A 25940-nucleotide genomic window follows, 5' to 3' on the forward strand; every position below is an offset into this window, starting at 1 on the left:
AGCTGAGCCAAGGCTTTTGAAAAGCCAAAAAACTCCCGCTCGGCTGCTCAAGAGCAGTCGATTGAGAGTGGTTTTGGGGTGCCTTGGTACCGTCCAGTGCCGGGATAAGTTGGCTTTCTGGTCAGGAATTAAATCCGGGCTTTTTTTTAAAGCGGATTCGGGCGGCCGCGGAGAATACTGACTCCTTGGCCAGGTCTCAAGTGCCCCGCAACAGCGCACCGACGACAGGTTTGGGGCACGGTTGCGGATCATCTAGAAATGCACCTTCACCAGCAGGCTGGTGGTGTTCTCATTAGTGTCGAAGTTGCCGTTGTTTTCGATGCCGTACTTGTCTTTCCAGTAGCTGTATTCGACGCCGACGTACACCTGTTTCTCCCGCCAGCCCAAGGCCTTACCCAGGTCGTACTTGATCTGCGGATTGAAGTGCAGGTTGGCGTGGTAGGTGCCCTGTGAGTTCTGGTCGTTATCCACGACCCAATCGATGTAGCCGTCGATCAACAGGTTCGAGTTGCCCAACGGCAGGGTGTAGGACCAGGCCGGCGTGATCTGCCAGACATCGTCGCCGGGACGCGAGCCTTCGGTCTGGCGATAGTAGAAGTTCAAGGTGAAAAAGTTGAAGCCGGGAACCGCGAGGTCGAAACCGGGGCCGATCAGATAGGCCTCGGTGTCGTCCTCGCCATTCTCGTAGGTCATGGCCAGCAACACGTCCTTGATCGGGCCGAATTCGAAACGGCGGTCGAGGATTTTGCCGAAAGACAGGCGCGGACTGAACTCGCCGTAATAGGCGTGAACGCCTTTGTTCCGGTCTTTCTCGCCGTTGTAGTAAGTGCTGTCGACGAACAGGAAGTTGTCGCCGTACTTCCAGCGGTCGGCGTGCTCAAAGGTTATCGTCTGCTGGATCGACGGGTTGACCGCGAAATCCTTGCCATACAGATAGCTCAGGCTGTTGGTCTGCCACAGCAGCAGATCGCCGGCCATGGCCTGACTGGCGGCCAATAGACCACCGCCTAACAGCATGTTTGTCTGTGTCCGAATCATCTATTGCTCCCTCTTGTTTTTATTGTTCGTGGCGAGGGGATTTATCCCCGTTCGGCTGCGAAGCAGCCGTAAAACAGGCGAATGCGGTTTGCTTGAGAGAATGCCGGGGCCGCTTCGCGACCCAACGGGGATAAATCCCCTCGCCACAGAGTTCGATCAGTGCGGGTGAGCGTGGCAGTCGTTGATGGCCGCGCGTTCGGCGCCGCCGAGGATGTTGAACAGCAGGTTCAGCGACAAAGCACTCAACGTCGCCATGGCAATACCGCTGTGAGTGATGGGACTCATCCACATCGGAAGGTGGGCGAAGAACTCCGGACGGACCACCGGGATCAGCCCCATGCCGATGCTCACCGCCACCAGCAATTGGTTGCGACGGTCACCGATGTCGGCTTCCTGAAGAATCTTGATGCCGGTGGCGGCGACCATGCCGAACATCGCAATCGCTGCGCCGCCCAGTACGGCAGGTGGAATCGAGGCCACCAGAAACGCCGCTTTCGGCAACAAACTCAACACCACCAGCAAACCACCGGCAACGATGGTGACCGAACGGCAACGCACGCCGGTCATCTGCACCAGGCCGATGTTCTGCGCGAAAGAGGAGTGGGTGAAGGTGTTGAAGAAACCGGCGAAGAACGAAGCGCCGGCATCACACAACAAGCCGCGACGGAGCATTCGTGGGCAGACGTCCTGGCCGGTGATTTTGCCCAGCGCCAGGAACATCCCGGTGGACTCGACGAAGATGATCACCACCACCAGGCACATGGAAAGGATCGGTGCGAGTTCGAATTTCGGCATGCCGAAATGCAACGGGGTCACGAATTGCAGCCACGGCGCCTGGGCCATGCCGCTCAGGTCGACCATGCCGATCAGGCCGCAGAGTACGTAACCCAGGCACATGCCGATCAGCACGGAAATGTTGACCCAGAAACCGTGCATGAAGCGGTGGACCAGCAGAATGGTGGCCAGCACCAGCGCGGCGATGGCCAGGTAAATCGGTGAGCCGAATTGAGCAGCGCCAGCACCGCCGCCGGCCCAGTTGACGGCCACGGGGAACAGCGACAAACCGATCGAGGTGATGACGGTGCCGGTCACCAGAGGCGGGAAGAAGCGTACGACTTTGGACATGAATGGCGCGATGATCATGCCGAAGAACCCGGCGGCGATGGTTGCGCCGAAGATCCCTTGCAGACCGATGCCCGGCATACCGGCCATGGCGACCATGCTGCCGACAGCGGCGAAACTGGCGCCCATCATCACCGGCATACGGATGCCCATGGGGCCGATGCCCAGCGACTGCACGATGGTAGCGATCCCGGCTACCAGCAGGTCGGCATTGATCAGGAAGGCGATTTCTTCACGACTCAGGCCAGCGGCCTGTCCGATGATCAGCGGCACCGCGATGGCTCCGCCGTACATCAGCAGAACGTGTTGCAGGCCGACCAGGATCAGTTGCAAAAGGGGTAAACGCTGAATGGCGGGTGCGTCGGGGATGCGCGCTTTGGATAGCTCGGACATGCAACACCTCGGATCTTTTTTATTCTTGTGATTTTTTGCATCAGGTTGACCGCAGTGCGGCCAATCGCGAGCAAGCTCGCTCCCACAGGTTCTGCGTAATCCCTGTGGGAGCGAGCTTGCTCGCGATACTTTTCAACGGTTAGTTGGTTGGAGCTCCCTGAACAATCCACGCACCGATCAGGTCACGTTCCTGCTGGGTCATCTGGGTGATGTTGCCCAGTGGCATGATCTGGCTGGTGACGGCTTGCGCCTGGATGCGTGCAGCGTTCTGACGGATCTGCTCGGGGGTATCGAACATCACGCCAGCCGGTGCAGCACTGAACAGCGGGCTGGTTGGTTTGGCCGAGTGGCAAACCGCGCAACGTTCCTGAATCACGCTGTGAACCTTGTCGAAACCGGGGCCGGCGTTGGACGCCTGAGCCGGTGCAGCGGCAGGTGCAGCAGGTTTCGCCGCTTCAGGTTTGGCACCACCACCGAGGGCGGTTTCCGGCAACGGCTGGTACTCGATGGTGCCAGGCGCCTTGGCCACTTCAGGGGCGCTGGGCATCTGCGCCGGGCCAGTCACGTAAGCCAGACAGATCATGCCCACTGCCGCAACGGGCAAGGTCCAGGCAAATTTGTGGCTGTCATGACGGGTGTTGAAGTAGTGACGCACCAACACCGCCAGCACCGCTATCCCGGCCAGGATCAGCCAGTTGTATTGGCTGCCGTAAGTGCTCGGGAAGTGGTTGCTGATCATGATGAACAGCACCGGCAGGGTGAAGTAGTTGTTGTGACGCGAACGCAGCAAGCCTTTGGCCGGCAGTGCCGGATCCGGCGTGCGGTTTTCGGCAATCGCGGCAACCAGTGCGCGCTGGGCCGGCATGATGATGCGGAACACGTTGCCGACCATGATGGTGCCGATGATCGCGCCGACGTGCAGGTACGCACCACGACCGCTGAACACTTTGCTGAAGCCGTAAGCGGCGCCAATGATCAGCACGAACAGGATGAAGCCGAGCAGGGCAGGGCGTTTGCCCAGGGCCGAGTCGCAGAGGAAGGAGTAGACGAACCAGCCGACGAACAACGAGGCAATGCCCAGTGCGACCCCTTCAGGACCGGTCAGGCTGCTGCCGGGTGCCAGCAGGTACAGCGTCGGGTTGGAGTAGAACACCACGCACAGCAGCGCGATCCCCGACAGCCAGGTGAAATAGGCTTCCCATTTGAACCAGTGCAGGTTGTCCGGCATGGTCGGTGGAGCCAGTTTGTATTTTTCCAGGTGATAGATACCGCCGCCATGGATCGCCCACAAATCGCCCGCCAAACCACTTTTCGGGTTGACCCGATTGAGGTTGTTTTCCAGCCAGACGAAATAGAACGACGCACCGATCCAGGCCACGCCAGTAATCATGTGAACCCAGCGCACGCTCAGGTTCAGCCATTCCAACAGATGTGCTTCCACAGTCTTTACCTCTCGCCTGTCACTCTGTTGTCGAGTGATCAGACCTTCTCTTATTGGTGGGGGGCGAGGATCAAACGCTCATCCTCTTTGAAAAAATGCTCATCGCAGTTATTGCCTGTGCCACTGCGATCAACCACCAGGAAGTCATCCCGCTTTTCGATCGTCAGCACCGGATGGTGCCAAACGCCGCGATGGTAATTAATGCCCTGCCTGCCGTTGGTGACGAAGGCGCGGACCAAGCCTGATACAGGTTCATCGCCAAGTGGCGCGACCACGATCAGAAAGGGGTTGCCGAGCAGCGGAATGAAAGCCTGGCTGCCCAGCGGGTGACGCTCCAGCATGCTGACGGTCAGCGGCATGTCCTGCGCGTCGGCGCGGAAGATGCTGATGATCGCGTTGTCCTCTGGCGTGGCGGTTTCCACCGTCGCCAGTTTATGGAAGCGCATGGTCGAACCGTTGTTGATCATGAAGTGATCGCTGCCGTCGGTTTCGATCACGTCACCGAAAGGGGCGAAGGCTTCTTTGGTCAGCGGTTCAATCGTCAATGTGCGCATGCTGGTCTTCTTACCTAAATTCGTTTTTGGTTCACTGCGTTCCCTGTAGGAGCTGGCGAAGCCTGCGATCTTTTGATCTTGCCTTAAAAAACAAAGATCAAAAGATCGCAGCCTGCGGCAGCTCCTACGGTCTCAGCATTACTTCGCGACCTTGCCCAGGACGCGCAGGCGGCTCACACCACCATCCGGGAACACGTTCAGGCGGATATGGGTGATCGGGCCCAGCGCCTTGATCTGCTCGGCGAAGGTGTGTTCGGCGTGCATTTCCAGTTTCTGCGCCGGCAGCAATTCGCGCCAGAACAGCGATTGGGTTTCGATCTGGCTGTCGGTACCGCCCTTCACGAACGCGCCCTGGATCGAGCAGGTGTCCGGGTAGTTGCCCTTGAAGTGCAGGGTGTCGACGATGACTTTCTCGATTTCGCCGGCATGACCCAGCGCGACGATGACCCAGTCATTGCCTGGCGTGCGACGACGTGCGGTTTCCCAGCCGTCGCCCATGTTGATGCCACGGCCCGGGTTGAGGATGTTGCTCATGCGGCCGAAGTGTTCGTCGGAGCAGGCGAGGGCGCGGCCACCGTTCAGGGCTGCTGCCAGATCAACTTGCTCGTTGTCGCCCACAGCGGACCAGTCGCGGAACGGAACACCGTAAACACGCAGACGGGCCACACCACCATCCGGGTAGATGTTGAAACGCAGGTGGCTGAAAGCCTGGTCGTTGTTGATTTCGTGGTAGTGGTGGCTGTTGCCTTGCAGCTCGACGGCGGACAGCACTTCAGTCCACTGGGTGTTGTCGTCCGGCTCGCCCGAGGCCAGGAAGCACGCTTCCAGAGAGGCCGACGGCGGGAAGTTGCCGGTGAAGAATGAAGTGTCGATGTCCACGCCTTTGATCGAACCCGGTACGCCCAGGCGGATCACGGCGCTGTCGTAGCCTTCGAAGCGCTTGCGGCGCGACTCCCAGCCGTCCATCCACTTGCCGTTGTCATCGAACACGCCCTCCTTCCACACAGCCGGGGTCGGCTGGAACAGGCGGTTGGCATCAGCGAACCAGTCATCGGTGACCGAGATGATTTTGGTGCCCAAACGGGCGTCGGCCAGGTTGACGAACTTCTCGAAAGGTACGGCGTAAGCTTTCATTCTTCTTGTCTGCCTTTAATTAGTTGGCTTGGGATGCTTGCAGTGCCCTGGGTGTCTTCGCGTTTTAAACACTCGGGCAAGGCTCGCTATAGGGTCAGTAATCGGAACAGGGCGATCTTGTTGATCTCCGCCAGCGCGCACTTGAACTCGGTGTCTTCCGGGTTGTGAATACGCGTTTCGAACGCCGCGAGGATCTGATGCCGGTTGCTGCCTTTTACCGCCATGATGAAGGGAAACTTGAACTTGGCTTTGTAGGCGTCGTTCAGCTCGGTGAAGCGTTGAAACTCTTCGGCCGTGCATTGGTGAATACCGGCGCCAGCCTGTTCATTGGTGCTGGCTTCGGTCAGTTGGCCCTGGACGGCGGCTTTGCCGGCCAGGTCCGGGTGAGCGTTGATCAGTGCCAATTGGCTTTCGTGATCGGCGCTCAACAGGATGTCGCTCATGCGTTGGTGCAGGGTTTCGATCTCGTCGATTGATGCGTCCTGGCCCAGGTCGAAGGCCTTTTCGGCCACCCATGGCGAATGTTCGTAGATGTCGGCGAAGGCAGCGACAAACGCGTCGCGGCTCAGGGTCGAGGGCTTCAGGGTTTGGAAGTGGCTCATTTCGCGGCCCCTTGGTACGGGTGGGTTTCGTGCCAGTGGCGAGCGATGTCGACGCGACGGCTGAACCACACCTGTTCATGACTTTTAGCGTATTCGATAAAGCGTTTGAGCGAGGCCAGACGCGCCGGACGGCCGATCAGACGGCAGTGCAGGCCGATCGACAACATCTTCGGTGCTTCGGCGCCTTCGGCATACAGCACGTCGAATGCGTCTTTGAGGTATTCAAAAAAGTCGTCGCCCTTGTTGAAACCCTGGACCTGGGTGAAGCGCATGTCGTTGGTGTCCAGCGTGTACGGAATCACCAGGTGCGGCTTGCCGGTCGGGTTGTTCGGTTCCCAGTAGGGCAGGTCGTCGTCGTAGGTGTCGCAGTCGTAGAGGAAACCGCCTTCTTCCATTACCAGTCGGCGAGTGTTCGGACCGGTGCGACCGGTGTACCAACCCAGTGGGCGCTCGCCGGTGATTTCGGTGAGGACGCGGATCGCTTCGAGCATGTGCTCGCGTTCCTGCGCTTCGTCCATGTACTGGTAGTCGATCCAGCGGTAGCCGTGACTGCAAATCTCGTGGCCGGCATCGACCATCGCGCGGATCACGTCCGGGTGGCGCTGGGCGGCCATGGCCACGGCGAAGATGGTCAGCGGAATGTCGAATTCCTTGAACAGTTTCAGAATCCGCCAGACGCCGGCGCGGCTGCCATACTCGTAAAGGGATTCCATGCTCATGTTGCGCGCGCCTTGCAGCGGCTGCGCCGAGACCATTTCCGAAAGGAAGGCTTCGGATTCTTTATCGCCGTGCAGGATATTGCGCTCGCCGCCTTCTTCGTAATTGAGCACGAAGGACAAGGCGATGCGGGCATTGCCCGGCCAGTGTGGGTGAGGAGGGTTACTGCCGTAACCGATCAGGTCGCGTGGGTAGTCAGCGCTCACTGCAGTCTTCCTTCTTATTCGTTCGACTTGTTCAAGGTCAGGGTTGTGTGGCGGCCTGGCGGTTTGTTGACAGGCTGGCGTCACAGCGATGGGCTGATTGTATACAACTTTATATCCACTTTGTAAGCCTGTTTTTTTGCATTTTTCACTGACGGTCATCTTCACATGTTATTGCAAGAAACCTGCCTGATTGGTCAGCTAATGGATAGAAGGTCCTTTGATCCTATGGTTCGGTGGCAGATTCGCCGGGAATACCTGCATGACGTGAATAGCAGCAAAAATCTCGTTTTTATTGTGTACAATTTTTTTGAAAAGTGTCTTAATCAGTCGCTCGCCGCAGCGTTTCGTGCTCCGAATCGGTGCGGTCTCCTTTTCAACTGACTTCGGGAGGCGCGAGGTCTGACTGCTCCACGCAGGCAGGCGCGCAGAATCAATGGGACGTTTGACTACTCACGTTTTAGACGCTGCACATGGTTGTCCGGGCAGCTCGATCAAGGTCGAGTTGTATCGCGTAGAAGGTTCGCAGCTGGAATTGGTCGCCACTGCGATAACCAACAGCGACGGCCGGGTCGATGCACCGCTGCTGCAAGGCGATGACTACCGTTCCGGGGTCTATCAGGTTCAGTTTCATGCGGGCGATTACTACCGCGCCCGTGGCGTTCAGCTACCGGAGCCGGCGTTCCTGGATGTGGTGGTGCTGCGTTTTGGCATCTCTGCGGAACAGGATCACTACCACGTGCCGTTGCTGATTTCGCCGTACAGCTATTCGACCTACAGAGGAAGCTAGGACTTTCCCCCCAAAAATCCTGCGCATATAGCTTCTTTGGTCTTTTGCCCGCTCACACTGCGGGCTTTTTTTTGCCTGTAGAAAGTCAAAAGATCGCAGCCTTCGGCAGCTCCTACATGGAAACGCATTCCCCCCTGTAGGAGCTGTCGAGTGCAACGAGGCTGCGATCTTTTGCCCTTAGCGGCTCAACAACGACGCAGCACCGGCACCACTGAACAACCCCGCACTCACCCGGTTAAACCAGCTCTGCCCCTTGCCGCTGCGCAGATACCGCGCCGCACCATGGGCACCCAGCCCATAAGCCAACTTGCACAGCAAATCCAGCACGGTCCAGGTCGCAATCATCACCAGCAACTGCGGCAGGAATGGCTGCTCGGCACTAAGGAACTGCGGGAGGAAAGCGGCGAAGAACAGAATGTCTTTCGGGTTGCTGGCGCCCAACATGAACGCGCGCCCGAACAGTGCGCGAAAGCGTGGAACCGGCGCAGCCTGGGGCACTTCAGCGCCGTGGGAGGGCTGACGCGATTGCTGCCAGCTCTGCCAGGCCAGATAGAACAGGTACAGCGCCCCGACGATCTTCAGGGCGCTGAACAACTGTTCCGATGCCAGCAGCAAGGCGCCCAAACCCAGCGCCGACGCACTGAGCAAGCAGATCGACGCAATCACGCCACCCAGGAACGCCGGGTAAGAACGACGCAAACCGTAATTCAGACTGTTGCTGATCATCAGCAAAGACAGTGGCCCCGGGATCAGGATTACCACCAGCGCAGCGCCGCTGAACAGCAGCCAGGTTTCCAGACTCATCACTTTCCTCCATTTGCACAAAAGCCTCACCCGACGGGGTGAGGCTGTTTTGAAACACTGTTTTTGAAACGTAGACGGCTTACAAGAAAATGAACTTGGCGATGAAGATCGCGCAGAGCACCCACAGGCTGACGGAAATTTCCTTGTGCTTACCGGTGAAGGCCTTCAGCACTACATAGGTGATAAAGCCCAGCGCGATGCCGTCGGCGACCGAGAAAGTCAGAGGCATCATGATCGCGGTAACGATCGCCGGAATGCTGTCGGTCGCTTCGTCCCATTCGATGTGCTTCATGCCGCCCATCATCAGCATTGCCACATAAATCAGCGCACCGGCGGTTGCATAAGCGGGGATCATGCCAGCCAGCGGTGCGAAAAACATTGCGGCAATAAATAGCACACCTACGGTCACAGCGGTAAGACCAGTCCGACCACCCGCCGCTACACCGGCGGCACTTTCCACGTAGCTGGTAACCGGCGGGACACCGACCATCGCCCCGAATACGCTGGAAGCACTGTCGGCTTTCATGGCGCGGGAAAGGTTTTCGATCCTGCCGTCAGCGTTCACCAGGTTGGCGCGCTGGGCGACGCCCATCAGGGTGCCGGCGGTGTCGAACATGTGCACAAAGAGGAAGGCCAGCACCACGCTGATCATGCTGACGTTAAACACGCCGGCGATGTTCATCGCCATCCAGGTCGGCGCCAGGCTCGGCGGGGCCGACATGATGCCCTCGTAGTGCACCAGCCCAAGACCCCAACCCGCGAGGGTCACGGTGATGATGCTGATGAGGATCGCGCCAAACACTTTGTGATAACTGAGTACAGCGATCATCAGGAAGCAGATGGCGGCCAGCAGCGGACCAGGTTCACGCAGGGAACCAAGCTTGATCAGGGTGGCCGGGCTGTCGACGACGATACCGGCGGTTTTCAAGCCGATCAGCCCGAGGAACAAGCCCACGCCGGCGCCCATGGCGAAGCGCAGACTCACCGGAATGCTGTTGAGCAGCCATTCGCGAATCCGCGAGAACGTCAGGATCATGAACAACACACCGGAAACGAACACCGCGCCAAGGGCGGTTTCCCAGTTGTAGCCCATGGTGCCGACCACGGTGTAGGTGAAGAAGGCGTTCAGGCCCATACCTGGCGCCAGGCCGACCGGCCAGTTGGCGTACAGGCCCATCAACAGACATCCCAGTGCGGCGGCGATGCAAGTGGCGACGAACGCGGCACCGTGATCGATCCCGGCGTCGGCCATGATGTTGGGGTTAACGAAGATGATGTAGGCCATGGTGATGAAGGTTGTCAGACCGGCAATCAGCTCGGTCTTCACCGTGGTGCCATGCAAGGTGAGTTTGAAGATGCGCTCCAGCCAGCCATTGCGTAACGGCGGCGAGAGTTCCAGCGTCGGGGCTTCGGATTTGCGGCTTTCCACAGCGAGTACTCCTCAAGAGTTTTATTGTTATTTCCAGGGCCGGACCCATGAGGGTGGCAGCGACCCTTTGAGGTGCTTGCGAATTTGTTGACCGCTTGGTCAGGAACTCGCACGAAGTGGATTATGCTTTTGTATACAAATAAAGCAAATAATGTTTTTGATTTTGTAGACGAAAAGTTTGTTGATCGGGATATATCGGCTATAGACGATCATTCCCGGCACGGCAGGACGAAGGGCTGAAAAGACTGGCAGCGGTGCTGCGTCAGGCCCAGGCAGCGAAAGCAGCCTGAGGGTAGAAACAAATAAACCGGCTCGAGGGCCGGTTTATTTTGGTCTGGATTTTGTGGCGCCTGGGCCGGCCTCTTCGCGAGCAAGCTCGCTCCCACAGGGGATCAGTGTTGACCACAGATTTCCGTCACCCCACAAACCACTGTGGGAGCGAGCTTGCTCGCGATGAGGCCATCAGCCCCAGCACAAAACCATCAGGCAGCAGCAAACCGCTTGTCCAGATAATCGATGATCACCTTGGACTCGTACATCCAGGTCGTCTGGCCATTCTCTTCGATGCGCAGGCACGGCACCTTGATCTTGCCGCCCTGTTCCAGCAGGGCCTGGCGATCCTGTTCGTTGTTCTTCGCGTCGCGCAGCGCCACCGGCACGTTCAAGCGGCGCAAGGTGCGGCGGGTTTTCACGCAGAACGGGCAGGCGTGGAACTGATACAGGGTCAGGTCCTTGGCAGCCGTGTTGACCTGAGCCTGAACCTCGGCAGGGCGCTGTTTTTTGCCCGGACGGGTGATGAAGTCGATGAAGATGATCAGTTGGCCAAGGCCGACACGAAGCGCTTTAACGAACACGGTATAAGCCTCACAGGGGCAAACAGAAGGCGCGCAGCTTACCTGATTTTCACAGGCGAAAAAAAACCGGCGATGAATGCCGGTTTTCTTCTGCTGCGAATTACTTGATCAGGCTGAGAAACTCGCTGCGGGTGGCCGCGTTTTCGCGGAACTCACCCAGCATCACCGACGTGATCATCGACGAATTCTGTTTCTCCACACCGCGCATCATCATGCACATGTGCTTGGCCTCGATCACCACTGCAACGCCCAGGGCGCCGGTGACTTGCTGGACCGCATCGGCGATCTGGCGGCTGAGGTTTTCCTGGATCTGCAGGCGGCGGGCGTACATATCGACGATCCGCGCGACTTTCGAGAGGCCCAATACCTTGCCGCTAGGGATGTAGGCGACGTGAGCCTTGCCGATAAACGGCAGCAGGTGGTGTTCGCACAACGAGTAGAGCTCGATGTCCTTCACCAGCACCATTTCGCTGTTGTCGGAGCTGAACAAGGCACCGTTGGTGACCTCTTCCAGTGTCTGTTCATAACCGCGGCAGAGGTACTGCATGGCTTTGGCGGCACGTTTTGGCGTGTCGAGCAGGCCCTCGCGGGAGACGTCCTCGCCCAATTGGCCGAGAATCGCGGTGTAGTTCTGTTCCAGTGTCACAGAGGCTGATTCCATACGGGTTTCAGAGGGGTACTGTTTCTGTCTGTACCAATTGTGTACCAATCAAGCTCTTTTCAATCTTCCCGAGCTCACCCCAGTCGGTGCTGGCGTTGATCCATCGGGTGTGGGTCGATAGCAACATCTGAACGCTATGACCGAGCTGAGTGGCAATAATCGCAGGGTTCATCCCCGACATGAGGCACATGGTAGCGTATGTGTGCCGGCAGTTGTATTGCCGGCGGGCGCGAATCCCCAAATCGGTCATTTCGGGTTTGGGCATCCCGCTACACCCTGTCGCCAAGGTGCAGCAGTGATGCTTCCCTGAAACCTGTTTTGCTCATCAGGCCGAGCAGGTCGTATCAGACGTGAGTGATCGACAGATCGCTGATGATGCAGACAGAACCGTCTAGCGGGTCGGTGGTGTCGGAGTAATCGATCTGGTTGTACACGCCGCCGTGAAAGGCGAGTGTTTTCGTGTCCCAGGTATTGTCGAGGCGCATGATCGCGGAAGTGGATTTGACGCCGTTACAACTTGCCGATACAGAGACGGCGCCGCTCGAATTGGCGTGAATGTTGATTTTGAAAAGTGCACCGAGCGGCACGTTCTCCAAAATCGTCGAGTTGACCGGATCGTCCTGGAGGTAACTGGTTCGGAACCCCATGGTGATTTTTCCTTTGTTCCAGAACACCTTTACCGGAGGTCGCTCTGAATCCTTCACATGGATCTGGCCGATCACGACTTTCTGTAGCGAGTTGACCTTCGTCAGCCGCATTTCTTGTCGGTTCCAGTGGTCCGCAGCGCTGGAGAACAGCCAGTAACCTGGCTCCTTCCACTCGCAGCGGGTTCGTAGTGTGCTCTTGCTCGAGGCTCCAAGTGTCGGCGCCGTCATCTGCAGCGAACCATCGTCAAGCATTGAGATGACGTCGGGGCATTCGATCAGTGCGCGCCAGCCGATGAGCTCAAGCGCAATCGGGTTGGTGTCGGAGATTGGAAGCGGGGTAGCGATGGTGAAGTTGCTGATGTCTACAGTCATGGTTTTTGCCTCAGTCCATTGATGTCGCTTTTTGCTCTGGTGAGCCTTGCGTTTGATGCAGGCCTACATCCCACTGCCCACTCAGTGAATGGGCAGAAGTGATGCCTGGCAGCTTCCGATCGATTTTCCGTTGGCTTGAATGCAAATATGGGTGTTCCCATATTTTGAGTCAATGGGTATTCCCATATTTTATTCCGCGACTATATTTCAGGTGCAAAAAAAAACCCGCGCTTGGCGGGCTTCTTTTGGATGGGGCGTCGAATCACCGCAACTCAGTTCACCGCGAATACATGGCCCACCAAAAGACATGACCCAGGATCGCAATCTGCTGCTCCTGGATCTCGGCGAAGGTGTAGTCCTCGTCCGGATGCTCGTCACGGTTGAAGCTGCGCAGGCGGATACCACTGGGCAGTCGGTAGAGCTGTTTCACGCGGAGCTGGCCGTTGTGGTTGATCGCGTACATGTCGCCGTCGACGATGTCGCCCAGCGAGTTCTTTCCGACGTTCATGCCAACGGTAGCGCCGTCGCGTAGTACCGGGAGCATGCTGTTTCCGCTCACCACCACGCACTTGGCGTTGTTGAACTGCACGTTGTTGTGACGCAGGTCTTTCTTGAAGAAGCGCAGCCTGGCGCTGTCGTTTTCTGCGATCACGAAACGGCCTGAACCGGCCGCCAGCTCAACTTCACGCAGGAAGGGGACATAAACCTCGTCGTCATCCAGGGGCGTGCTGTCGTCCCAAGGCTGGATGTCTGACATTGAAACGCTTGGAGGGGGTCGATTCAACGGAGCAGCATCGGACACGCCTTTAAGCATGTCACCGACACCTTCAGCCAGCCACATCGGTGAAACGCCACACGCTGAAGCGATCTGGGCAGCAAAGGCTGTTGCCTTCGATTTCCCGCGCTCTAGGTCGGAGATTGAGGTTTGCGTCAGGCCTGCGCGCTCGGCAAGCTCGGTCTGATTAAGCTTGGCGTGTTGGCGGGCTGCTTTGAGTCGTTCTTTAAATTCCATCTGCGGAGTATTACGGGAGCTCCCATATCATTGCAAATCGTTATGCCGATAATTTGCCAGGTGACCGCTTTATTCGTCGCGACCTTCCATCATGGTCCGTTTGAGCATCACGTAAACCGCTCCGGCGCCGCCGTGTTTCGCTTGGCACGAGGTGAAGCCGAGCACTTGTGAATGTTGGCGCAGCCAGGTGTTGACGTGGCTTTTGATCATCGGCCGCTTACCGTCCAGACGCACAGCCTTGCCGTGGGTGACGCGCACGCAGCGGATTTCGAATTTGGTCGCTTCGGCCAGAAACGCCCAGAGGGTTTCCCGAGCCTTTTCCACGTTCATGCCATGCAGGTCAAGGCTGCCTTCGAACGGGATCTGTCCGATCTTGAGCTTGCGCATCTGGCTTTCCTGAACACCGTCACGCGCCCACATCAGCTCGTCTTCCGGGCCAACATCGATGACGAACTGATCGGACAGCCCGTCAACGGTGGTGGCATCAGTGCGTACGGTAGCGGCTTGTCGCAACTTGGCGATTTGTGCGCGGTCAGCTTTGGGTTTGCCGGTTTCGGCGCGATCGTGTTTGATCGGCTTGACGCCTTGGATCGCGCTTTTGAACAGGGAAAAATCGTCGTCTTGCATGTCAGCCTCCGCGAAGGGCGGCCAGTTTACCCAACTCGAGGCGAATGGGGCGCGAGAAAACGCGCAACGCTCGGCTCAGTCGTGCTTTTTCATCAAATGCGGGGAGATGTTCAGCGCTTGCGACTGCCGCGAGCGGCGACGGCAGCGACGCCACAGCCACACGCCGATGTACAGCACGAACAGGCCAATCGCCAGAATCACTGCCGAACCGACCCGGTTGGTATTCAACTCGCCCAGGGCGGGTGCGTGGCCGAGCAGGCTGGCTATGCCTGCCATCGCCAGCAACACACCGCACATCGACAGCAAGGCGGCAAATGCCGCGCCGATTCGAAAACGCCAGTTGCGTTGGCCTTTGGGCCGCAAGCGGCGAGCGTCAAAACCATCGGATAACTTCATTCCGACCTTCCTCAATGGGTATCGGCCCTTCGACCGGGAGTTGACCGGGATGTTCCTGAGGCTAAGACAATTACAGCAAATGATAGGCTTTTGCGGATGAGCGGCGGCATGGACCGCTCATCGAGCGCTGATCAAATCAGAGCCTGGGTCAGGGCGAGGGTGGCAAAGTTGTCCGCCATGATCGCCATTTCGGTCTGCTGAATGTGCTCTGCGCTCAATACGCCGCCCTTGTAAGGCAGGTCGCGTGTCGCGCAGGCGTCTTCCACCAGCGTGCAACGAAAGCCCAGGTTCTTCGCGGCGCGCACCGTGGTGCTGACGCTGGAGTGGCTCATGAAACCGCATACGATCAAGTCCAGCGAACCGAGATTCTGCAGGCGTTCCAGCAGTTCGGTGCCGTGGAACGCACTCGGTAGCAATTTACCGATGATGGTTTCGTCGCCCTGTGGTTCCAGCCCGGGGATGAACTCACCACGCTCACCTTGTGGATCGAACAGCCCACCGACGGTGCCGAGGTGGCGGACATGGACGATCGGCCGGCCGGCTGCACGGGCAGCGGCCACCAGTTGCTTGATGTTCGCGACGGCAGCATCCATGCCGCTCAGGGCCAACGGGCCGCTGAGATATTCTTTCTGGGCATCGATGATGACAAGGGTCGCATGGCTCAGAACGGCTGCTGCATAACCGCGGCCGCTGAGTTGAAACATCGTTTTTGGAACGGACATTCTGGGGCTCCTTCGGGTGGGGCTTTTGCGACATTGTCCTCTGGCTGAGCGCTTCTGTGAATCGCTACCATCGTAGGTGCCGTCTTTGCTGGCTCGCAGCCTTGTCAATAGGCCCGTTTTGTTCAATAGCCGACCGAATAAATAGAATAGTCCTACATTCGCCCCGGTAGTTTTCCCGCGTCGTCGAGACGCGTTTTGGCTGTTAGAATCGCCAGTCGTTTTTTTTGGAGTTTGCCCGTGATCACTTCCCGACTTCGTACCCTGCGTGACCATATCCGTTGGGCCGTCAGCCGCTTCCATGGGGAGGATCTGTTTTTCGGCCATGGGACCGACAACGCCTGGGACGAAGCGCGTCAGTTGGTGTTGGGTGCCTTGCACTTGCCGTGGGAAATCGCCGACAGCTACCTCGACTGCAATCTTGAAGAAGACGAGCTGGTCAAGCTGCAACGCATGCTCAAGCGCCGTATCGAAGAACGCATTCCTACCGCCTACCTGTTGGGTGAAGCGTGGTTTTGCGGCATGTCGTTCATTGTCGATGAGCGCGTATTGATCCCGCGTTCGCCGATTGGCGAGCTGATCGAAAAACGTTTTGAGCCGTGGCTGGGCGCCGAGCCTGCGCGGATTCTCGACCTGTGCACCGGTTCGGGCTGCATCGGTATCGCCTGTGCCTACGAGTTCCAGAACGCCGAAGTGGTACTGGCCGATCTGTCGTTCGAAGCGCTGGAAGTGGCCAACCAGAACATCGAGCGCCATGGCGTCGATGAGCGGGTGTACACGGTTCAGGGCGATGGATTTGATGGTTTGCCGGGTCAGCGTTTCGACCTGATCGTGTCGAACCCGCCTTACGTCGATGCGGAAGATTTCGCCGACATGCCGGACGAATACCAGCACGAACCGGAGCTGGGCCTGGCTTGCGGTGATGATGGTTTGAACCTGGTGCGTCGCATGCTCGCCGAAGCGGCGGATCACCTGACCGAGAAGGGCTTGCTGATTGTCGAAGTGGGCAACAGCCAGGTTCACGTCGACGCGCTGTACCCGGAAGTCGACTTCGCCTGGCTCGATTTCGAGCGCGGTGGGCATGGCGTGTTCATGCTGACGGCGGAACAGTGCCGTGATCATCAGGCGCTGTTCGCTTCCCGCGTCTGACTCTTACAAGCAAAAGATCGCAGCCTGCGGCAGCTCCTACACAGGTGTACACATAACCCTGTAGGAGCTGCCGCAGGCTGCGATCTTTTTGGGTTCGACACCGATTACCGGTGCGTGGCAATCCAGATCAACAACCCCGCCTGAAACACCGCAAACGCCACCAGACAGGTAATGGTAAAGCGCAGTCCGGCGTCTTCGCGCTTGTACTTGCTGACCTTTTCTTCGTGTTTCTTGAGTTTGACTTCCTGCTCGGCGAGATTTTGCTCGGCTTGCTGGAGCATCTGCGCCGCCTCAAGAATTTCCACGACCTGCAGTTTTTCCGTACTCCAGTCACCCAACAGGTCGCCGACCTGCACTTCTTTGACGCTGCCCTTCAAATGCTGGGCGTCGGCGTAGATCACATCGAAACCATGCATCCGCAAAAAGTGATCGCGGCGCAGGCGAGTGTCTTCGTTCAGTGCATCCTTGTTGTTCAGGTCGGTGCCGTCGACGGTGTAGCCGGGCCATCTCTTTTTCGCCCAGGTAATGCCCTGAGCGGCCATGTAGCGACCGATGCCACGGTTCATCGGTTCGATCTGCAAACCGCTGTCAGGCCCGAAATGCACGCGCTTGGTGGCGTGATCGACCCACACGTCCAGATGATTCTGTTCCTTGCGCACGCGCTGGCTGGGCAGCGCAATGCTCATGCGCATCAGGCTGTGTTCCTTGTTGTTGCGCTCGGCATAACCGAACTCAACAAAGCGCAGCGGCCGTCCACCGGTGTTGCGGTCGGTTTGCAATGGCGCCAGACGGAGCATTTTGTGGTGCTCGGCGTGGACGTCCGCCCACGGCAGCTCGACCACTGGTGGTGCGTCTTTTTCAGCAGTGGTGTCGGGTGAAGTCTGGGTATCAGTCATAACGGCGAGATCCTGTCCAAGCTCTGCTTGCCGCCAGTCATAGCGCTGGCGACAAAGGCTTATCGGCCGTTTTTTTCAGGACTGGAGGGCTAGGGGGCGTTCTCAACCAGTTTTCACGCCGCGCCGGGTCTGCTGTTGTGCAGGGCAAGGCGCGAGAAGCGTGGTTTGGTCATTCCAAATAAGCTTCGAGCAACGCAGCCCTGCACAACAGCAGGCCCGGCCCTTCGGGTTGTGCCTTAAAGCGGGCCAGCCTGCGTTGCAGGCCTTGGAAAGGGAAAAACCATTACCAGCGGCCTGCGCCTTGCCTGGCCCGCTTTAAGGCGACAACGCGGCGTGAAAACTAGTTGAGAGCGCCCCCTACACCGCTTAACTGGTGCGAAGTCCGTCAATAAACCCGAGGATTCGCGTGCCGAGTTCGGCCGCCAGAGGCAATTGCGGATCTTTGTAAGAGGCCAATTGCCGTTTTACATCGTTGGGCACGATGCGCATCACGTGGTTCATGCCTTCGATCAGCGCGAGCTCGGCGTCCGGTTTGGCGGCCTTCAACAGCTTGGCGTCACCGACGCCGACCTGGATGTCATTGCTGCCCTGGATGATCAGCGCCGGCATCTTCAACTTGGCAAACGCCGCCGCCGGGTCCTGGCGGAACAATGAAATCAGATACGGCTGCACGCTCGGGCGGAAAATCACCTGCAGCTGCGGCGGCACGTTGTCGTCGGTGTGGCCGGCCTTGAGGCTGTCGAGCAGTTCATTGCTGCGCAGCATCAACGGTGGCGGCAGGCGATTGCTCAATTGTTGGCGCAGCACTTGATCGATCGGCCGGGCGCTGCCGGACATGGAGATGACCGCGGCGGCATCCAGGCTCGGCGCCGCGAGGCTGGCGATCAAGGCGCCTTCGCTGTGGCCCAGCAGGATCAGTTGGCCAAAGCGCGGGTCTGATTTGAGCTTGTGGCCCCAGGCCTCGGCGTCGGCCACATAGGCTTCCACCGACAGATTGCGCTCGTCCGGGGTCGCCGCAAGACTCGCCGCCACGCCGCGTTTGTCATAACGCACGCTGGCGATGTTGTGTTTGGCCAGTACCCAAGCAAGACGCTTGAGGCTGTCGTTGCGTCCGCCGTCGGGGTTGTTTCCGTCACGATCCGTAGGACCGGAGCCGGAAATGATCAGGACAACCGGTACCGGCGTGTCGGACTTGGGCAGCAATAACGAGCCGAAAAGCTCGCCGGTGCCGGTGTCCAACGTGATCGGGCGTTGCAGGACAGTGGCCTGTACAAAGCCGGTAAACAGGGTAAGGCTCAAGGCTATAACTCGCAGCATCATCACGCCATCATGAACAAGATGCCGGTTGGACTCGCAGGCACCCATAAGGTTCGAGGATGAACTAGTTGGGTAGCCTGCGTATACTGGCGCGCATTACGTATTTGGTTCGAATTCACGGAGCGTCCTGCATGTCCGGCAATACCTACGGCAAGCTGTTCACTGTCACCACCGCGGGCGAAAGCCATGGTCCGGCGTTGGTCGCCATTGTCGACGGCTGCCCGCCGGGCCTGGAGATCTCTCTGGAGGATCTGCAGCGTGACCTGGATCGCCGCAAACCCGGCACCAGCCGCCACACCACCCAGCGCCAGGAAGCCGACGAAGTCGAAATCCTCTCCGGCGTGTTCGAAGGGCGCACCACCGGTTGCGCCATCGGCCTGCTGATCCGCAACACCGACCAGAAGTCCAAGGACTACTCGGCGATCAAGGACCTGTTCCGCCCGGCCCACGCCGACTACACCTATCACCACAAATACGGCGAGCGCGATTACCGTGGCGGCGGTCGCAGTTCTGCCCGTGAAACGGCCATGCGCGTGGCCGCCGGTGCGATCGCGAAAAAATACCTGGCCACTCAGGGCATCGTCATTCGTGGCTACATGAGCCAACTCGGCCCGATCGAAATCCCGTTCAAGACCTGGGATTCGGTGGAAGAGAACGCTTTCTTCAGCCCTGATCCGGACAAGGTCCCGGAACTGGAAGCCTATATGGACCAGTTGCGCCGCGACCAGGATTCGGTTGGCGCGAAGATCACCGTAGTCGCTGAAGGCGTAATGCCGGGCCTTGGCGAGCCTATCTTCGATCGCCTTGACGCCGAATTGGCCCATGCGCTGATGAGCATCAACGCGGTCAAAGGCGTGGAAATCGGCGCCGGTTTCGCCAGCGTTGCCCAGCGTGGCACCGAACACCGCGATGAAATGACCCCGCAAGGTTTCCTCAGCAACAACGCGGGCGGCATTTTGGGTGGCATTTCGTCGGGTCAGCCGATCGTCGCGCACCTCGCGCTCAAGCCAACCTCGAGCATCACCACGCCGGGCCGTTCCATCGACATCCATGGCAACCCGGTGGAAGTCGTCACCAAGGGTCGTCATGACCCGTGCGTCGGCATCCGCGCTACACCGATCGCCGAAGCGATGATGGCCATCGTGCTGATGGATCACCTGTTGCGTCATCGTGGGCAGAACCTGGACGTGCGCGTGAGCACGCCGGTGCTGGGTCAGCTTTAATGGCTGACCTCACAGCCGCTGCGGTCTGACGACGGTGGCGGCGCTCCCGTACTGGCGGCTCTCCAGTTTCTATCTGTTCTATTTCGCCTTGCTCGGTTCGACAGCGCCGTTTCTGGCGCTGTACTTCGATCACCTGGGCTTTTCCAGCGCGCGCATCGGCGAGCTGGTGGCGATCCCGATGCTGATGCGCTGCGTGGCGCCGAACATCTGGGGCTGGCTCGGTGATTACACCGGCCGACGCCTGGCCATCGTGCGCTTCGGTGCGGTCTGCACGCTGCTGACGTTTTCGCTGATTTTCGTCAGTAAAACCTATGCCTGGCTGGCGATGGTCATGGCGTTACACGCGTTCTTCTGGCACGCGGTGTTGCCGCAGTTCGAAGTCATCACGTTGGCGCACTTGCAGGGTCAGACTAACCGTTACAGTCAGATCCGCCTGTGGGGTTCCATCGGCTTTATCATCACCGTGGTCGCGCTTGGTCGGTTGTTCGAGTGGTTGAGCCTGGATATCTATCCGGTGGCGCTGGTGCTGATCATGGCCGGGATCGTGGTCAGCAGTTTGTGGGTGCCGAACGCCCAACCGGCTCAGGGCAATCGAATTGCGGGAGATGGGTTTCTCAAGCAATTGCGCAATCCCGGGGTGCTGGCGTTTTACGGTTGCGTGGCGCTGATGCAGATGAGCCACGGTCCTTATTACACCTTTCTGACCTTGCACCTGGAGCGACTCGGGTACAGCCGTGGGCTGATCGGCGTGCTCTGGGCGGTCGGTGTGGTCGCCGAAGTCTTGATGTTTCTGGCCATGAGCAAGATCCTCGCGCGTTTCTCTGTGCGACGGGTGCTGCTGGCGAGTTTTCTGCTGGCGGCGTTGCGTTGGTTGTTGCTCGGTTCGTTCGCTGAATTTCTTTGGGTGCTGTTGTTTGCCCAGGTACTGCACGCGGCGACATTCGGCAGCTTTCACGCGGCTGCCATCCAGTTCGTGCAACGTAGCTTCGGCGCGCGCCAACAAGGGCAGGGCCAAGCGTTGTATGCCGCACTGGCCGGTACCGGTGGCGCACTGGGCGCGTTGTATTCCGGCTACAGCTGGAATGCCCTCGGCCCCGCATTGACCTTTAGTATTGCCAGCCTCGCAGCCTTCGCGGCAGCCGTTATCATTGCCACACGTATGCAAGAGGACAGGCCATGAGCCTCACCCGTGAGCACCTCGCCCAGGAAATCATCGATGCCGGGCGATTTCTGTATGGCCGCGGCTGGTCGCCGGCCACCAGCAGCAACTACTCGACGCGCCTGTCGCCGACTGAAGCGCTGCTGACGGTGTCCGGCAAGCACAAAGGCCAACTCGGCCCCGACGATGTGCTGGCTACCGATCTGTCCGGCAACAGCCTGGAACCGGGCAAAAAACCGTCCGCCGAAACCCTGCTGCACACCCAACTCTACAACTGGCGCCCGGAAATCGGCGCGGTGCTGCACACGCATTCGGTGAACGCCACGGTGCTGTCGCGCCTGACGCCGCAAGATTTCATCGAGTTCGAAGACTACGAACTGCAAAAAGCCTTCAGTGGTGTGTCGACCCACGAATCCCGGGTACGTGTGCCGATTTTCGACAACGATCAAGACATTGCGCGCCTTGCCGCCAAGGTGCAGCCTTGGCTTGAAGCGCATCCCGATTGCGTCGGCTACCTGATCCGCGGCCACGGTCTCTACACCTGGGGCGCGCGCATGAGCGATGCGCTGCGGCAGATCGAAGCCTTTGAATTTTTGTTCGAGTGCGAGTTGAAGATGCGCTCGGTCTCGAACCATAAAGCATGAACCGTTAAGGAGTTGCCCTGATGAGCAGCCTGTCCGTTTACCACGTCTCAAGCCCTGACTTGCCTAACAAGGTGCTGACGCATTTCGAAGACATCGCCTCGACCCTGGCCGAGCAGGGCGTGCGTTTCGACCGTTGGCAAGCCGCGGCGAAAATCCAGCCTGGCGCCAGCCAGGAAGAAGTGATCGCCGCGTACCAGGAGCAAATCGACAAGCTGATGACCGAACGCGGTTACATCACCGTCGATGTGATCAGCCTTAACAGCGATCACCCGCAAAAAGCCGAATTGCGCGCCAAGTTTCTCGACGAACATCGCCATGGCGAAGACGAAGTACGATTTTTCGTCGCTGGTCGTGGGCTGTTCACCCTGCACATCGACGATTACATCTACGCGGTGCTTTGTGAGAAAAACGACCTGATCACGGTGCCGGCCGGCACCCCGCACTGGTTCGACATGGGCGAACATCCGCACTTTATTGCGATCCGACTGTTCAACAACCCTGAAGGGTGGGTGGCCAACTTCACCGGCGATGACATCGCCAGTCGCTTCCCGCGCCTTGAGGACTGAGGCGATGCCGATCAAAGCAATTCTCACCGACATCGAAGGCACTACGAGCGCGGTGAGTTTTGTGTTCGACGTGCTGTTTCCCTACGCCGCCAAGCACCTGCCGGAGTTTGTTCGCCAACACGCCGAGCGTGCGGATGTTGCCGAGCAACTGGGTGCCGTTCGCCGGGATGCCAACGAGCCGAACGCCGACGTCGAGCGGGTCATCGACATTCTTCTGGGCTGGATCGCCGAAGACCGCAAAGCCACGCCGCTGAAAGCGTTGCAAGGCATGGTCTGGGAGCAGGGTTATCAGGCCGGGGAGTTGAAAGGCCACGTTTACCCGGACGCCGTTGAAGCGCTCAAACGCTGGCATCAGGACGGCTTCAAACTGTTTGTTTATTCGTCCGGTTCGATCCAGGCTCAAAAGCTGATCTTTGGCTGCTCGGAAGCGGGGGATCTGTCACCACTGTTCAGTGGCTATTTCGACACCACCTCGGGGCCCAAGCGTGAAGCGAAGTCCTACGAGCGCATTACCCAGGCCATTGGCCTGGACGCTTCGCAGATCCTGTTTCTGTCCGACATCGTCGAGGAACTGGACGCGGCGCGCACGGCGGGAATGGCGACGTGCGGGCTGGCCCGAGAGGGCGGGGAGTTGGCGGGGCATGTGACGGTGAACAGCTTTGAACGGATCAACCCATCTACCCTGTAACCACATAACCCTGTAGGAGCTGAGCTTGCTCGCGATGGCGGTGGATCAGGCGACATTAATGTTGACTGATCCACCGCCATCGCGAGCAAGCTCAGCTCCTACAGGAATCAGGAATCAGGAATCAGGAATCAGGAATCAGGAATCAGGAATCAGGAATCAGGAATCAGGAATCAGGGATCAGGGATCAGGGATTACGTACCGTCAGAAACAACTCAGGCCGTGAAGCGAAAGCTCTCACGGCCTGTTTGTTTACAGCATTGGAACGGTTTACACCGAGTGATACGTCGGCAGGGCAAACCGTTGCTGGCTTTGCAGCATGGAAATCTGCGGCAGTTCGCTGGCCTGTTCGGCGATGTCACGGCGAATGGCACTGATCACCCAGGACAGCTGATCTCCCGCATGCAATTGCTGGTAGGAAATCGAGCGTTTGAAGACTTTGCCGTCGGTGCTGCTCAAGGTCAGCAGAATGCCGCCGTCCGGACGTGGCTGGGTGTTCACTTCGAAGTTGGAGAACAGGGACGAAAATTTTTCTTGGATCAGGTTCATGTCTATCAGCTCCGTTAGCTCTTGAATGGCAAGCATGCAGAGGTAGTTGCAGTGATTGTGCCAGCACCTGATTTTTTAAAAGTCCTTATATATCAATTGGTTAGTTTTTCAGTGTTTTTGCACTTTCGTGCAATCTGCATGAATGGCCATCGTGCATCCTGCATTTTGCGTGGTCGACATCGATTCGATGGAACCAATTGCCCGGCGCAAGCTCACGATTTCAAATGCCGCAGACGTGGATACAAATCATTTCAAAAACCGCGTGTACAGCTCAGGAACCGCTGACGTATTTTCGGCCTCAATCAACGCCGCCCGAACAATAAAAAAGATCGACCGGGAGCAACCATGAGCCGCACGCCGCACGACACGATTACCTGGGGCATGATGCTCCGCAAGCTGCCTTCCATTGCCAAAGCCATTCCTCGCGTGGTGAAGGGCATGAAAGCCGCCAACGTCAAGGACCCGACCCAACCGTGCGGCCTGGGCTGGAGCTTCGAGCAAGCGACGTTGCGCAATCCCGATGGTCCGGCATTGCTGCAGGGCGAGGTGGCGCTGACGTATGCGCAGGTCAACCAATGGGCCAATCGCATTGCCCATCATCTGATTGCCCAAGGCATCCGCAAGGGCGATGTGGTGGCGGTGTTTATCGAGAATCGCCCGGAACTGCTGGTGACGATTCTGGCGGTGGCCAAGGTCGGCGCGATTAGTGCCTTGCTCAATACCTCGCAAACCCGCGATACCCTGGCTCACAGCCTGAACCTGGTGGCACCCGCGGCGATCATCGTCGGAGAAGAGCTGATCCCGGCGTTTTCGGCGGTGCGCGAACGGGTGTCGATCGACGCGGCGCGCACCTGGTTCGTCGCTGATCGAGACACCTTCACCCATCCGGGCATTGCGCCCGACGGGTTCATCAACCTGATGACCGCCAGTGCCGACAGCTCCAGCGCCAACCCCGCCAGCAGTCAGCAGGTATTTTTCGACGACCCTTGTTTCTATATCTACACCTCTGGCACCACCGGCTTGCCCAAGGCCGGGGTGTTCAAACACGGACGCTGGATGCGCAGCTCCGCAAGTTTCGGGCTGATCGCTCTGGATATGCGCCCGGAGGATGTCGTCTATTGCACCTTGCCGCTCTATCACGCCACCGGGTTGTGCGTGTGCTGGGGTTCGGCGATCAGTGGCGCCTCGGGCTTTGCGATTCGCCGCAAGTTCAGCGCCAGTCAATTCTGGAACGATGTGCGCAAGTACCGCGCGACCACCCTCGGTTACGTCGGCGAATTGTGCCGCTACCTCGTGGATCAACCGCCCAGCGCCGACGACAGCCAGCACAGCGTGACGAAGATGATCGGCAATGGCCTGCGCCCCGGCGCGTGGCGCGAGTTCAAGACACGTTTTGCGGTGAATCACATCTGCGAGCTCTACGCCGCCAGCGACGGCAACATCGGTTTCACCAACATCCTCAACTTTGATAACACCGTCGGTTTTTCCCTGATGTCATGGGAGTTGGCGGCGTATGACCACGACAGCGGTGCGCCGATTCGGGATGCCAAGGGCTTCATGCGCAAAGTCGCGAAAGGCGAGCAGGGGCTGTTGCTGGCGAAAATCGACGACAAGGCGCCGCTCGACGGTTACACCGATCCGCAGAAGACCGAAAAGGTTGTGCTGCACGACGTGTTCGAGAAGGGCGACCGTTACTTCAATACCGGTGACCTGCTGCGCAACATCGGTTTCGGTCATGCACAGTTTGTTGACCGGCTGGGAGATACCTTCCGCTGGAAGGGCGAAAACGTCTCGACCACCGAGGTCGAGAACATCCTTTTGCAACACCCGACTATTTCCGAAGCCGTGGCCTATGGCGTGGAAATCCGCAACACCAACGGGCGTGCGGGGATGGCGGCGATTACGCCAGCGGAGTCCCTGGCGACCCTGGATTTCAGTGAACTGCTGGCTTTCGCTCGGGAGCAAATGCCCGCTTATGCGGTGCCTTTGTTTCTGCGAGTGAAAGTGAAAATGGAGACCACCGGCACCTTCAAATACCAGAAGACCCGCCTCAAGGACGAAGCCTTCGACCCCGGTAGAACCGGCGATGATCCGATCTATGCCTGGCTGCCGGGGACCCAGACTTACGTGCAGGTCACTCCGCAGTTGCTGGCGGATATTCACGGCGGCGCTTTTCGTTATTGAATGCAGCGCTATTGAATGTGGCTATGGCCTTCCATGAGAAAAAAGAAGTGACA

At 58.5% G+C, this 25940-nt stretch carries 28 protein-coding genes and 1 pseudogene; 9 read left to right on the forward strand and 20 right to left on the reverse strand.

Annotated elements, in window-relative coordinates:
- Positions 1-252: 252 nt before the first annotated feature.
- From ACA079_RS10095 to puuE, 7 genes are all read right to left on the reverse strand, one after another.
- Positions 253-1038, reverse strand: a complete 786-nt coding sequence (locus ACA079_RS10095) for an outer membrane protein OmpK (RefSeq protein ID WP_497703350.1) — start codon at positions 1036-1038, stop codon at positions 253-255.
- Between the two features lie 156 nt (positions 1039-1194).
- The gene (locus ACA079_RS10100; protein ID WP_497703351.1) at positions 1195-2553 is read right to left on the reverse strand and encodes a nucleobase:cation symporter-2 family protein; all 1359 of its coding nucleotides are present in this window, start codon (positions 2551-2553) and stop codon (positions 1195-1197) included.
- 139 nt (positions 2554-2692) lie between these two features.
- Positions 2693-3994, reverse strand: a complete 1302-nt coding sequence (locus ACA079_RS10105; RefSeq protein ID WP_497633729.1) for a urate hydroxylase PuuD — start codon at positions 3992-3994, stop codon at positions 2693-2695.
- A 50-nt stretch (positions 3995-4044) separates the two neighbouring features.
- A complete protein-coding gene (locus tag ACA079_RS10110) occupies positions 4045-4548 on the reverse strand; it encodes an ureidoglycolate lyase (protein WP_007960046.1) in 504 nt (167 codons plus the stop codon).
- 138 nt (positions 4549-4686) lie between these two features.
- Positions 4687-5682 (reverse strand): allantoicase, encoded by a 996-nt coding sequence (alc, locus tag ACA079_RS10115; RefSeq protein WP_461960548.1) that lies wholly within the window; start codon positions 5680-5682, stop codon positions 4687-4689.
- 86 nt (positions 5683-5768) lie between these two features.
- The gene (gene uraD / locus ACA079_RS10120; protein WP_415767075.1) at positions 5769-6284 is read right to left on the reverse strand and encodes a 2-oxo-4-hydroxy-4-carboxy-5-ureidoimidazoline decarboxylase; all 516 of its coding nucleotides are present in this window, start codon (positions 6282-6284) and stop codon (positions 5769-5771) included.
- A complete protein-coding gene (puuE, locus tag ACA079_RS10125; protein WP_059404690.1) occupies positions 6281-7207 on the reverse strand; it encodes an allantoinase PuuE in 927 nt (308 codons plus the stop codon). Before puuE ends, uraD begins: the two co-directional genes overlap by 4 nt.
- Positions 7208-7640: 433 nt before the next feature.
- Between puuE and uraH the strand changes: the two genes are divergently transcribed.
- Positions 7641-7994 (forward strand): hydroxyisourate hydrolase, encoded by a 354-nt coding sequence (gene uraH / locus ACA079_RS10130; protein ID WP_008146146.1) that lies wholly within the window; start codon positions 7641-7643, stop codon positions 7992-7994.
- Positions 7995-8171: 177 nt separating this feature from the next.
- Here uraH and ACA079_RS10135 read toward each other — a convergent pair whose 3' ends face one another.
- The 10 genes and pseudogenes from ACA079_RS10135 to ACA079_RS10180 form a co-directional block, all read right to left on the reverse strand.
- Positions 8172-8798, reverse strand: coding sequence for a LysE family translocator (locus ACA079_RS10135; RefSeq protein WP_008146144.1), 627 nt, complete (start codon positions 8796-8798; stop codon positions 8172-8174).
- A gap of 79 nt (positions 8799-8877) precedes the next feature.
- Positions 8878-10227 carry an NCS2 family permease gene (locus ACA079_RS10140; RefSeq protein ID WP_059404688.1) on the reverse strand — a complete coding sequence of 450 codons (1350 nt, stop codon included), beginning with the start codon at positions 10225-10227 and terminating at the stop codon, positions 8878-8880.
- Positions 10228-10709: 482 nt separating this feature from the next.
- Positions 10710-11081 carry a glutathione S-transferase N-terminal domain-containing protein gene (locus ACA079_RS10145; RefSeq protein ID WP_192410515.1) on the reverse strand — a complete coding sequence of 124 codons (372 nt, stop codon included), beginning with the start codon at positions 11079-11081 and terminating at the stop codon, positions 10710-10712.
- 100 nt (positions 11082-11181) lie between these two features.
- Positions 11182-11727, reverse strand: coding sequence for a GTP cyclohydrolase I FolE (folE, locus tag ACA079_RS10150; protein WP_010456659.1), 546 nt, complete (start codon positions 11725-11727; stop codon positions 11182-11184).
- Between the two features lie 22 nt (positions 11728-11749).
- Positions 11750-11998, reverse strand: a pseudogene (locus tag ACA079_RS10155) (site-specific integrase); the annotation flags it as partial.
- An 88-nt stretch (positions 11999-12086) separates the two neighbouring features.
- The gene (locus tag ACA079_RS10160; protein WP_497703352.1) at positions 12087-12761 is read right to left on the reverse strand and encodes a polysaccharide lyase family 7 protein; all 675 of its coding nucleotides are present in this window, start codon (positions 12759-12761) and stop codon (positions 12087-12089) included.
- A gap of 277 nt (positions 12762-13038) precedes the next feature.
- Complete coding sequence (locus ACA079_RS10165) at positions 13039-13773, reverse strand: XRE family transcriptional regulator (RefSeq protein ID WP_497703353.1); 735 nt, start codon at positions 13771-13773, stop codon at positions 13039-13041.
- 69 nt (positions 13774-13842) lie between these two features.
- The gene (locus ACA079_RS10170) at positions 13843-14400 is read right to left on the reverse strand and encodes a Smr/MutS family protein (RefSeq protein ID WP_056740389.1); all 558 of its coding nucleotides are present in this window, start codon (positions 14398-14400) and stop codon (positions 13843-13845) included.
- A gap of 75 nt (positions 14401-14475) precedes the next feature.
- Positions 14476-14796 carry a hypothetical protein gene (locus ACA079_RS10175; RefSeq protein ID WP_497272332.1) on the reverse strand — a complete coding sequence of 107 codons (321 nt, stop codon included), beginning with the start codon at positions 14794-14796 and terminating at the stop codon, positions 14476-14478.
- 131 nt (positions 14797-14927) lie between these two features.
- Complete coding sequence (locus ACA079_RS10180) at positions 14928-15518, reverse strand: cysteine hydrolase family protein (RefSeq protein ID WP_497703354.1); 591 nt, start codon at positions 15516-15518, stop codon at positions 14928-14930.
- Positions 15519-15755: 237 nt separating this feature from the next.
- Here ACA079_RS10180 and prmB point away from each other — a divergent pair, with 237 nt between their 5' ends.
- Positions 15756-16664 carry a 50S ribosomal protein L3 N(5)-glutamine methyltransferase gene (prmB, locus tag ACA079_RS10185; RefSeq protein ID WP_129436943.1) on the forward strand — a complete coding sequence of 303 codons (909 nt, stop codon included), beginning with the start codon at positions 15756-15758 and terminating at the stop codon, positions 16662-16664.
- A gap of 104 nt (positions 16665-16768) precedes the next feature.
- Here prmB and ACA079_RS10190 read toward each other — a convergent pair whose 3' ends face one another.
- Positions 16769-17560 carry a hypothetical protein gene (locus tag ACA079_RS10190; RefSeq protein ID WP_497703355.1) on the reverse strand — a complete coding sequence of 264 codons (792 nt, stop codon included), beginning with the start codon at positions 17558-17560 and terminating at the stop codon, positions 16769-16771.
- 366 nt (positions 17561-17926) lie between these two features.
- Positions 17927-18925, reverse strand: coding sequence for an alpha/beta hydrolase (locus ACA079_RS10195; RefSeq protein ID WP_415768208.1), 999 nt, complete (start codon positions 18923-18925; stop codon positions 17927-17929).
- Between the two features lie 83 nt (positions 18926-19008).
- On the opposite strand from ACA079_RS10195, the gene aroC reads away from it, so the two are divergent.
- Genes aroC through mtnC form a run of 5 tightly spaced genes read left to right on the forward strand, consistent with a single transcriptional unit; the run spans position 19009 to position 23157 of the window.
- Positions 19009-20100: a chorismate synthase gene (aroC, locus tag ACA079_RS10200; protein ID WP_223528431.1), complete on the forward strand. Its 1092-nt coding sequence runs from the start codon at positions 19009-19011 to the stop codon at positions 20098-20100.
- A 34-nt stretch (positions 20101-20134) separates the two neighbouring features.
- Positions 20135-21280, forward strand: a complete 1146-nt coding sequence (locus ACA079_RS10205) for an MFS transporter (protein ID WP_415768210.1) — start codon at positions 20135-20137, stop codon at positions 21278-21280.
- Positions 21277-21903, forward strand: coding sequence for a methylthioribulose 1-phosphate dehydratase (locus tag ACA079_RS10210; RefSeq protein WP_223433590.1), 627 nt, complete (start codon positions 21277-21279; stop codon positions 21901-21903). The genes ACA079_RS10205 and ACA079_RS10210 overlap by 4 nt, the downstream gene beginning before the upstream one ends.
- Before the next feature lie 20 nt (positions 21904-21923).
- Complete coding sequence (locus tag ACA079_RS10215; protein ID WP_497703356.1) at positions 21924-22469, forward strand: 1,2-dihydroxy-3-keto-5-methylthiopentene dioxygenase; 546 nt, start codon at positions 21924-21926, stop codon at positions 22467-22469.
- A 4-nt stretch (positions 22470-22473) separates the two neighbouring features.
- A complete protein-coding gene (mtnC, locus tag ACA079_RS10220; protein ID WP_497703357.1) occupies positions 22474-23157 on the forward strand; it encodes an acireductone synthase in 684 nt (227 codons plus the stop codon).
- A gap of 267 nt (positions 23158-23424) precedes the next feature.
- On the opposite strand, the gene ACA079_RS10225 is transcribed toward mtnC, so the two are convergent.
- On the reverse strand, positions 23425-23703 hold the full coding sequence (locus ACA079_RS10225) for a DUF3509 domain-containing protein (protein WP_497272347.1): 279 nt from the start codon (positions 23701-23703) through the stop codon (positions 23425-23427).
- 142 nt (positions 23704-23845) lie between these two features.
- Between ACA079_RS10225 and ACA079_RS10230 the strand changes: the two genes are divergently transcribed.
- Both ACA079_RS10230 and ACA079_RS10235 read left to right on the forward strand, forming a co-directional pair.
- Positions 23846-24052 carry a hypothetical protein gene (locus ACA079_RS10230; RefSeq protein WP_497703358.1) on the forward strand — a complete coding sequence of 69 codons (207 nt, stop codon included), beginning with the start codon at positions 23846-23848 and terminating at the stop codon, positions 24050-24052.
- Positions 24049-25887: a long-chain-acyl-CoA synthetase gene (locus ACA079_RS10235; RefSeq protein ID WP_497703359.1), complete on the forward strand. Its 1839-nt coding sequence runs from the start codon at positions 24049-24051 to the stop codon at positions 25885-25887. The genes ACA079_RS10230 and ACA079_RS10235 overlap by 4 nt, the downstream gene beginning before the upstream one ends.
- Positions 25888-25940: the final 53 nt, after the last annotated feature.

The sequence above is a fragment of the Pseudomonas sp. LBUM1645 genome, assembly GCF_059716185.1.

Coding starts and splice junctions, on each gene's coding strand:
- ACA079_RS10095 (WP_497703350.1), bottom strand. CDS start 1,038: ATGATTCGGACACAGACAAACATGCTGTTAGGCGGTGGTCTATTGGCC.
- ACA079_RS10100 (WP_497703351.1), bottom strand. CDS start 2,553: ATGTCCGAGCTATCCAAAGCGCGCATCCCCGACGCACCCGCCATTCAG.
- ACA079_RS10110 (WP_007960046.1), bottom strand. CDS start 4,548: ATGCGCACATTGACGATTGAACCGCTGACCAAAGAAGCCTTCGCCCCT.
- alc (WP_461960548.1), bottom strand. CDS start 5,682: ATGAAAGCTTACGCCGTACCTTTCGAGAAGTTCGTCAACCTGGCCGAC.
- uraD (WP_415767075.1), bottom strand. CDS start 6,284: ATGAGCCACTTCCAAACCCTGAAGCCCTCGACCCTGAGCCGCGACGCG.
- uraH (WP_008146146.1), top strand. CDS start 7,641: ATGGGACGTTTGACTACTCACGTTTTAGACGCTGCACATGGTTGTCCG.
- ACA079_RS10135 (WP_008146144.1), bottom strand. CDS start 8,798: ATGAGTCTGGAAACCTGGCTGCTGTTCAGCGGCGCTGCGCTGGTGGTA.
- ACA079_RS10160 (WP_497703352.1), bottom strand. CDS start 12,761: ATGACTGTAGACATCAGCAACTTCACCATCGCTACCCCGCTTCCAATC.
- ACA079_RS10165 (WP_497703353.1), bottom strand. CDS start 13,773: ATGGAATTTAAAGAACGACTCAAAGCAGCCCGCCAACACGCCAAGCTT.
- ACA079_RS10170 (WP_056740389.1), bottom strand. CDS start 14,400: ATGCAAGACGACGATTTTTCCCTGTTCAAAAGCGCGATCCAAGGCGTC.
- ACA079_RS10175 (WP_497272332.1), bottom strand. CDS start 14,796: ATGAAGTTATCCGATGGTTTTGACGCTCGCCGCTTGCGGCCCAAAGGC.
- ACA079_RS10180 (WP_497703354.1), bottom strand. CDS start 15,518: ATGTCCGTTCCAAAAACGATGTTTCAACTCAGCGGCCGCGGTTATGCA.
- ACA079_RS10190 (WP_497703355.1), bottom strand. CDS start 17,560: ATGACTGATACCCAGACTTCACCCGACACCACTGCTGAAAAAGACGCA.
- ACA079_RS10195 (WP_415768208.1), bottom strand. CDS start 18,925: ATGGGTGCCTGCGAGTCCAACCGGCATCTTGTTCATGATGGCGTGATG.
- aroC (WP_223528431.1), top strand. CDS start 19,009: ATGTCCGGCAATACCTACGGCAAGCTGTTCACTGTCACCACCGCGGGC.
- ACA079_RS10210 (WP_223433590.1), top strand. CDS start 21,277: ATGAGCCTCACCCGTGAGCACCTCGCCCAGGAAATCATCGATGCCGGG.
- ACA079_RS10215 (WP_497703356.1), top strand. CDS start 21,924: ATGAGCAGCCTGTCCGTTTACCACGTCTCAAGCCCTGACTTGCCTAAC.
- mtnC (WP_497703357.1), top strand. CDS start 22,474: ATGCCGATCAAAGCAATTCTCACCGACATCGAAGGCACTACGAGCGCG.
- ACA079_RS10225 (WP_497272347.1), bottom strand. CDS start 23,703: ATGAACCTGATCCAAGAAAAATTTTCGTCCCTGTTCTCCAACTTCGAA.
- ACA079_RS10230 (WP_497703358.1), top strand. CDS start 23,846: ATGGCCATCGTGCATCCTGCATTTTGCGTGGTCGACATCGATTCGATG.
- ACA079_RS10235 (WP_497703359.1), top strand. CDS start 24,049: ATGAGCCGCACGCCGCACGACACGATTACCTGGGGCATGATGCTCCGC.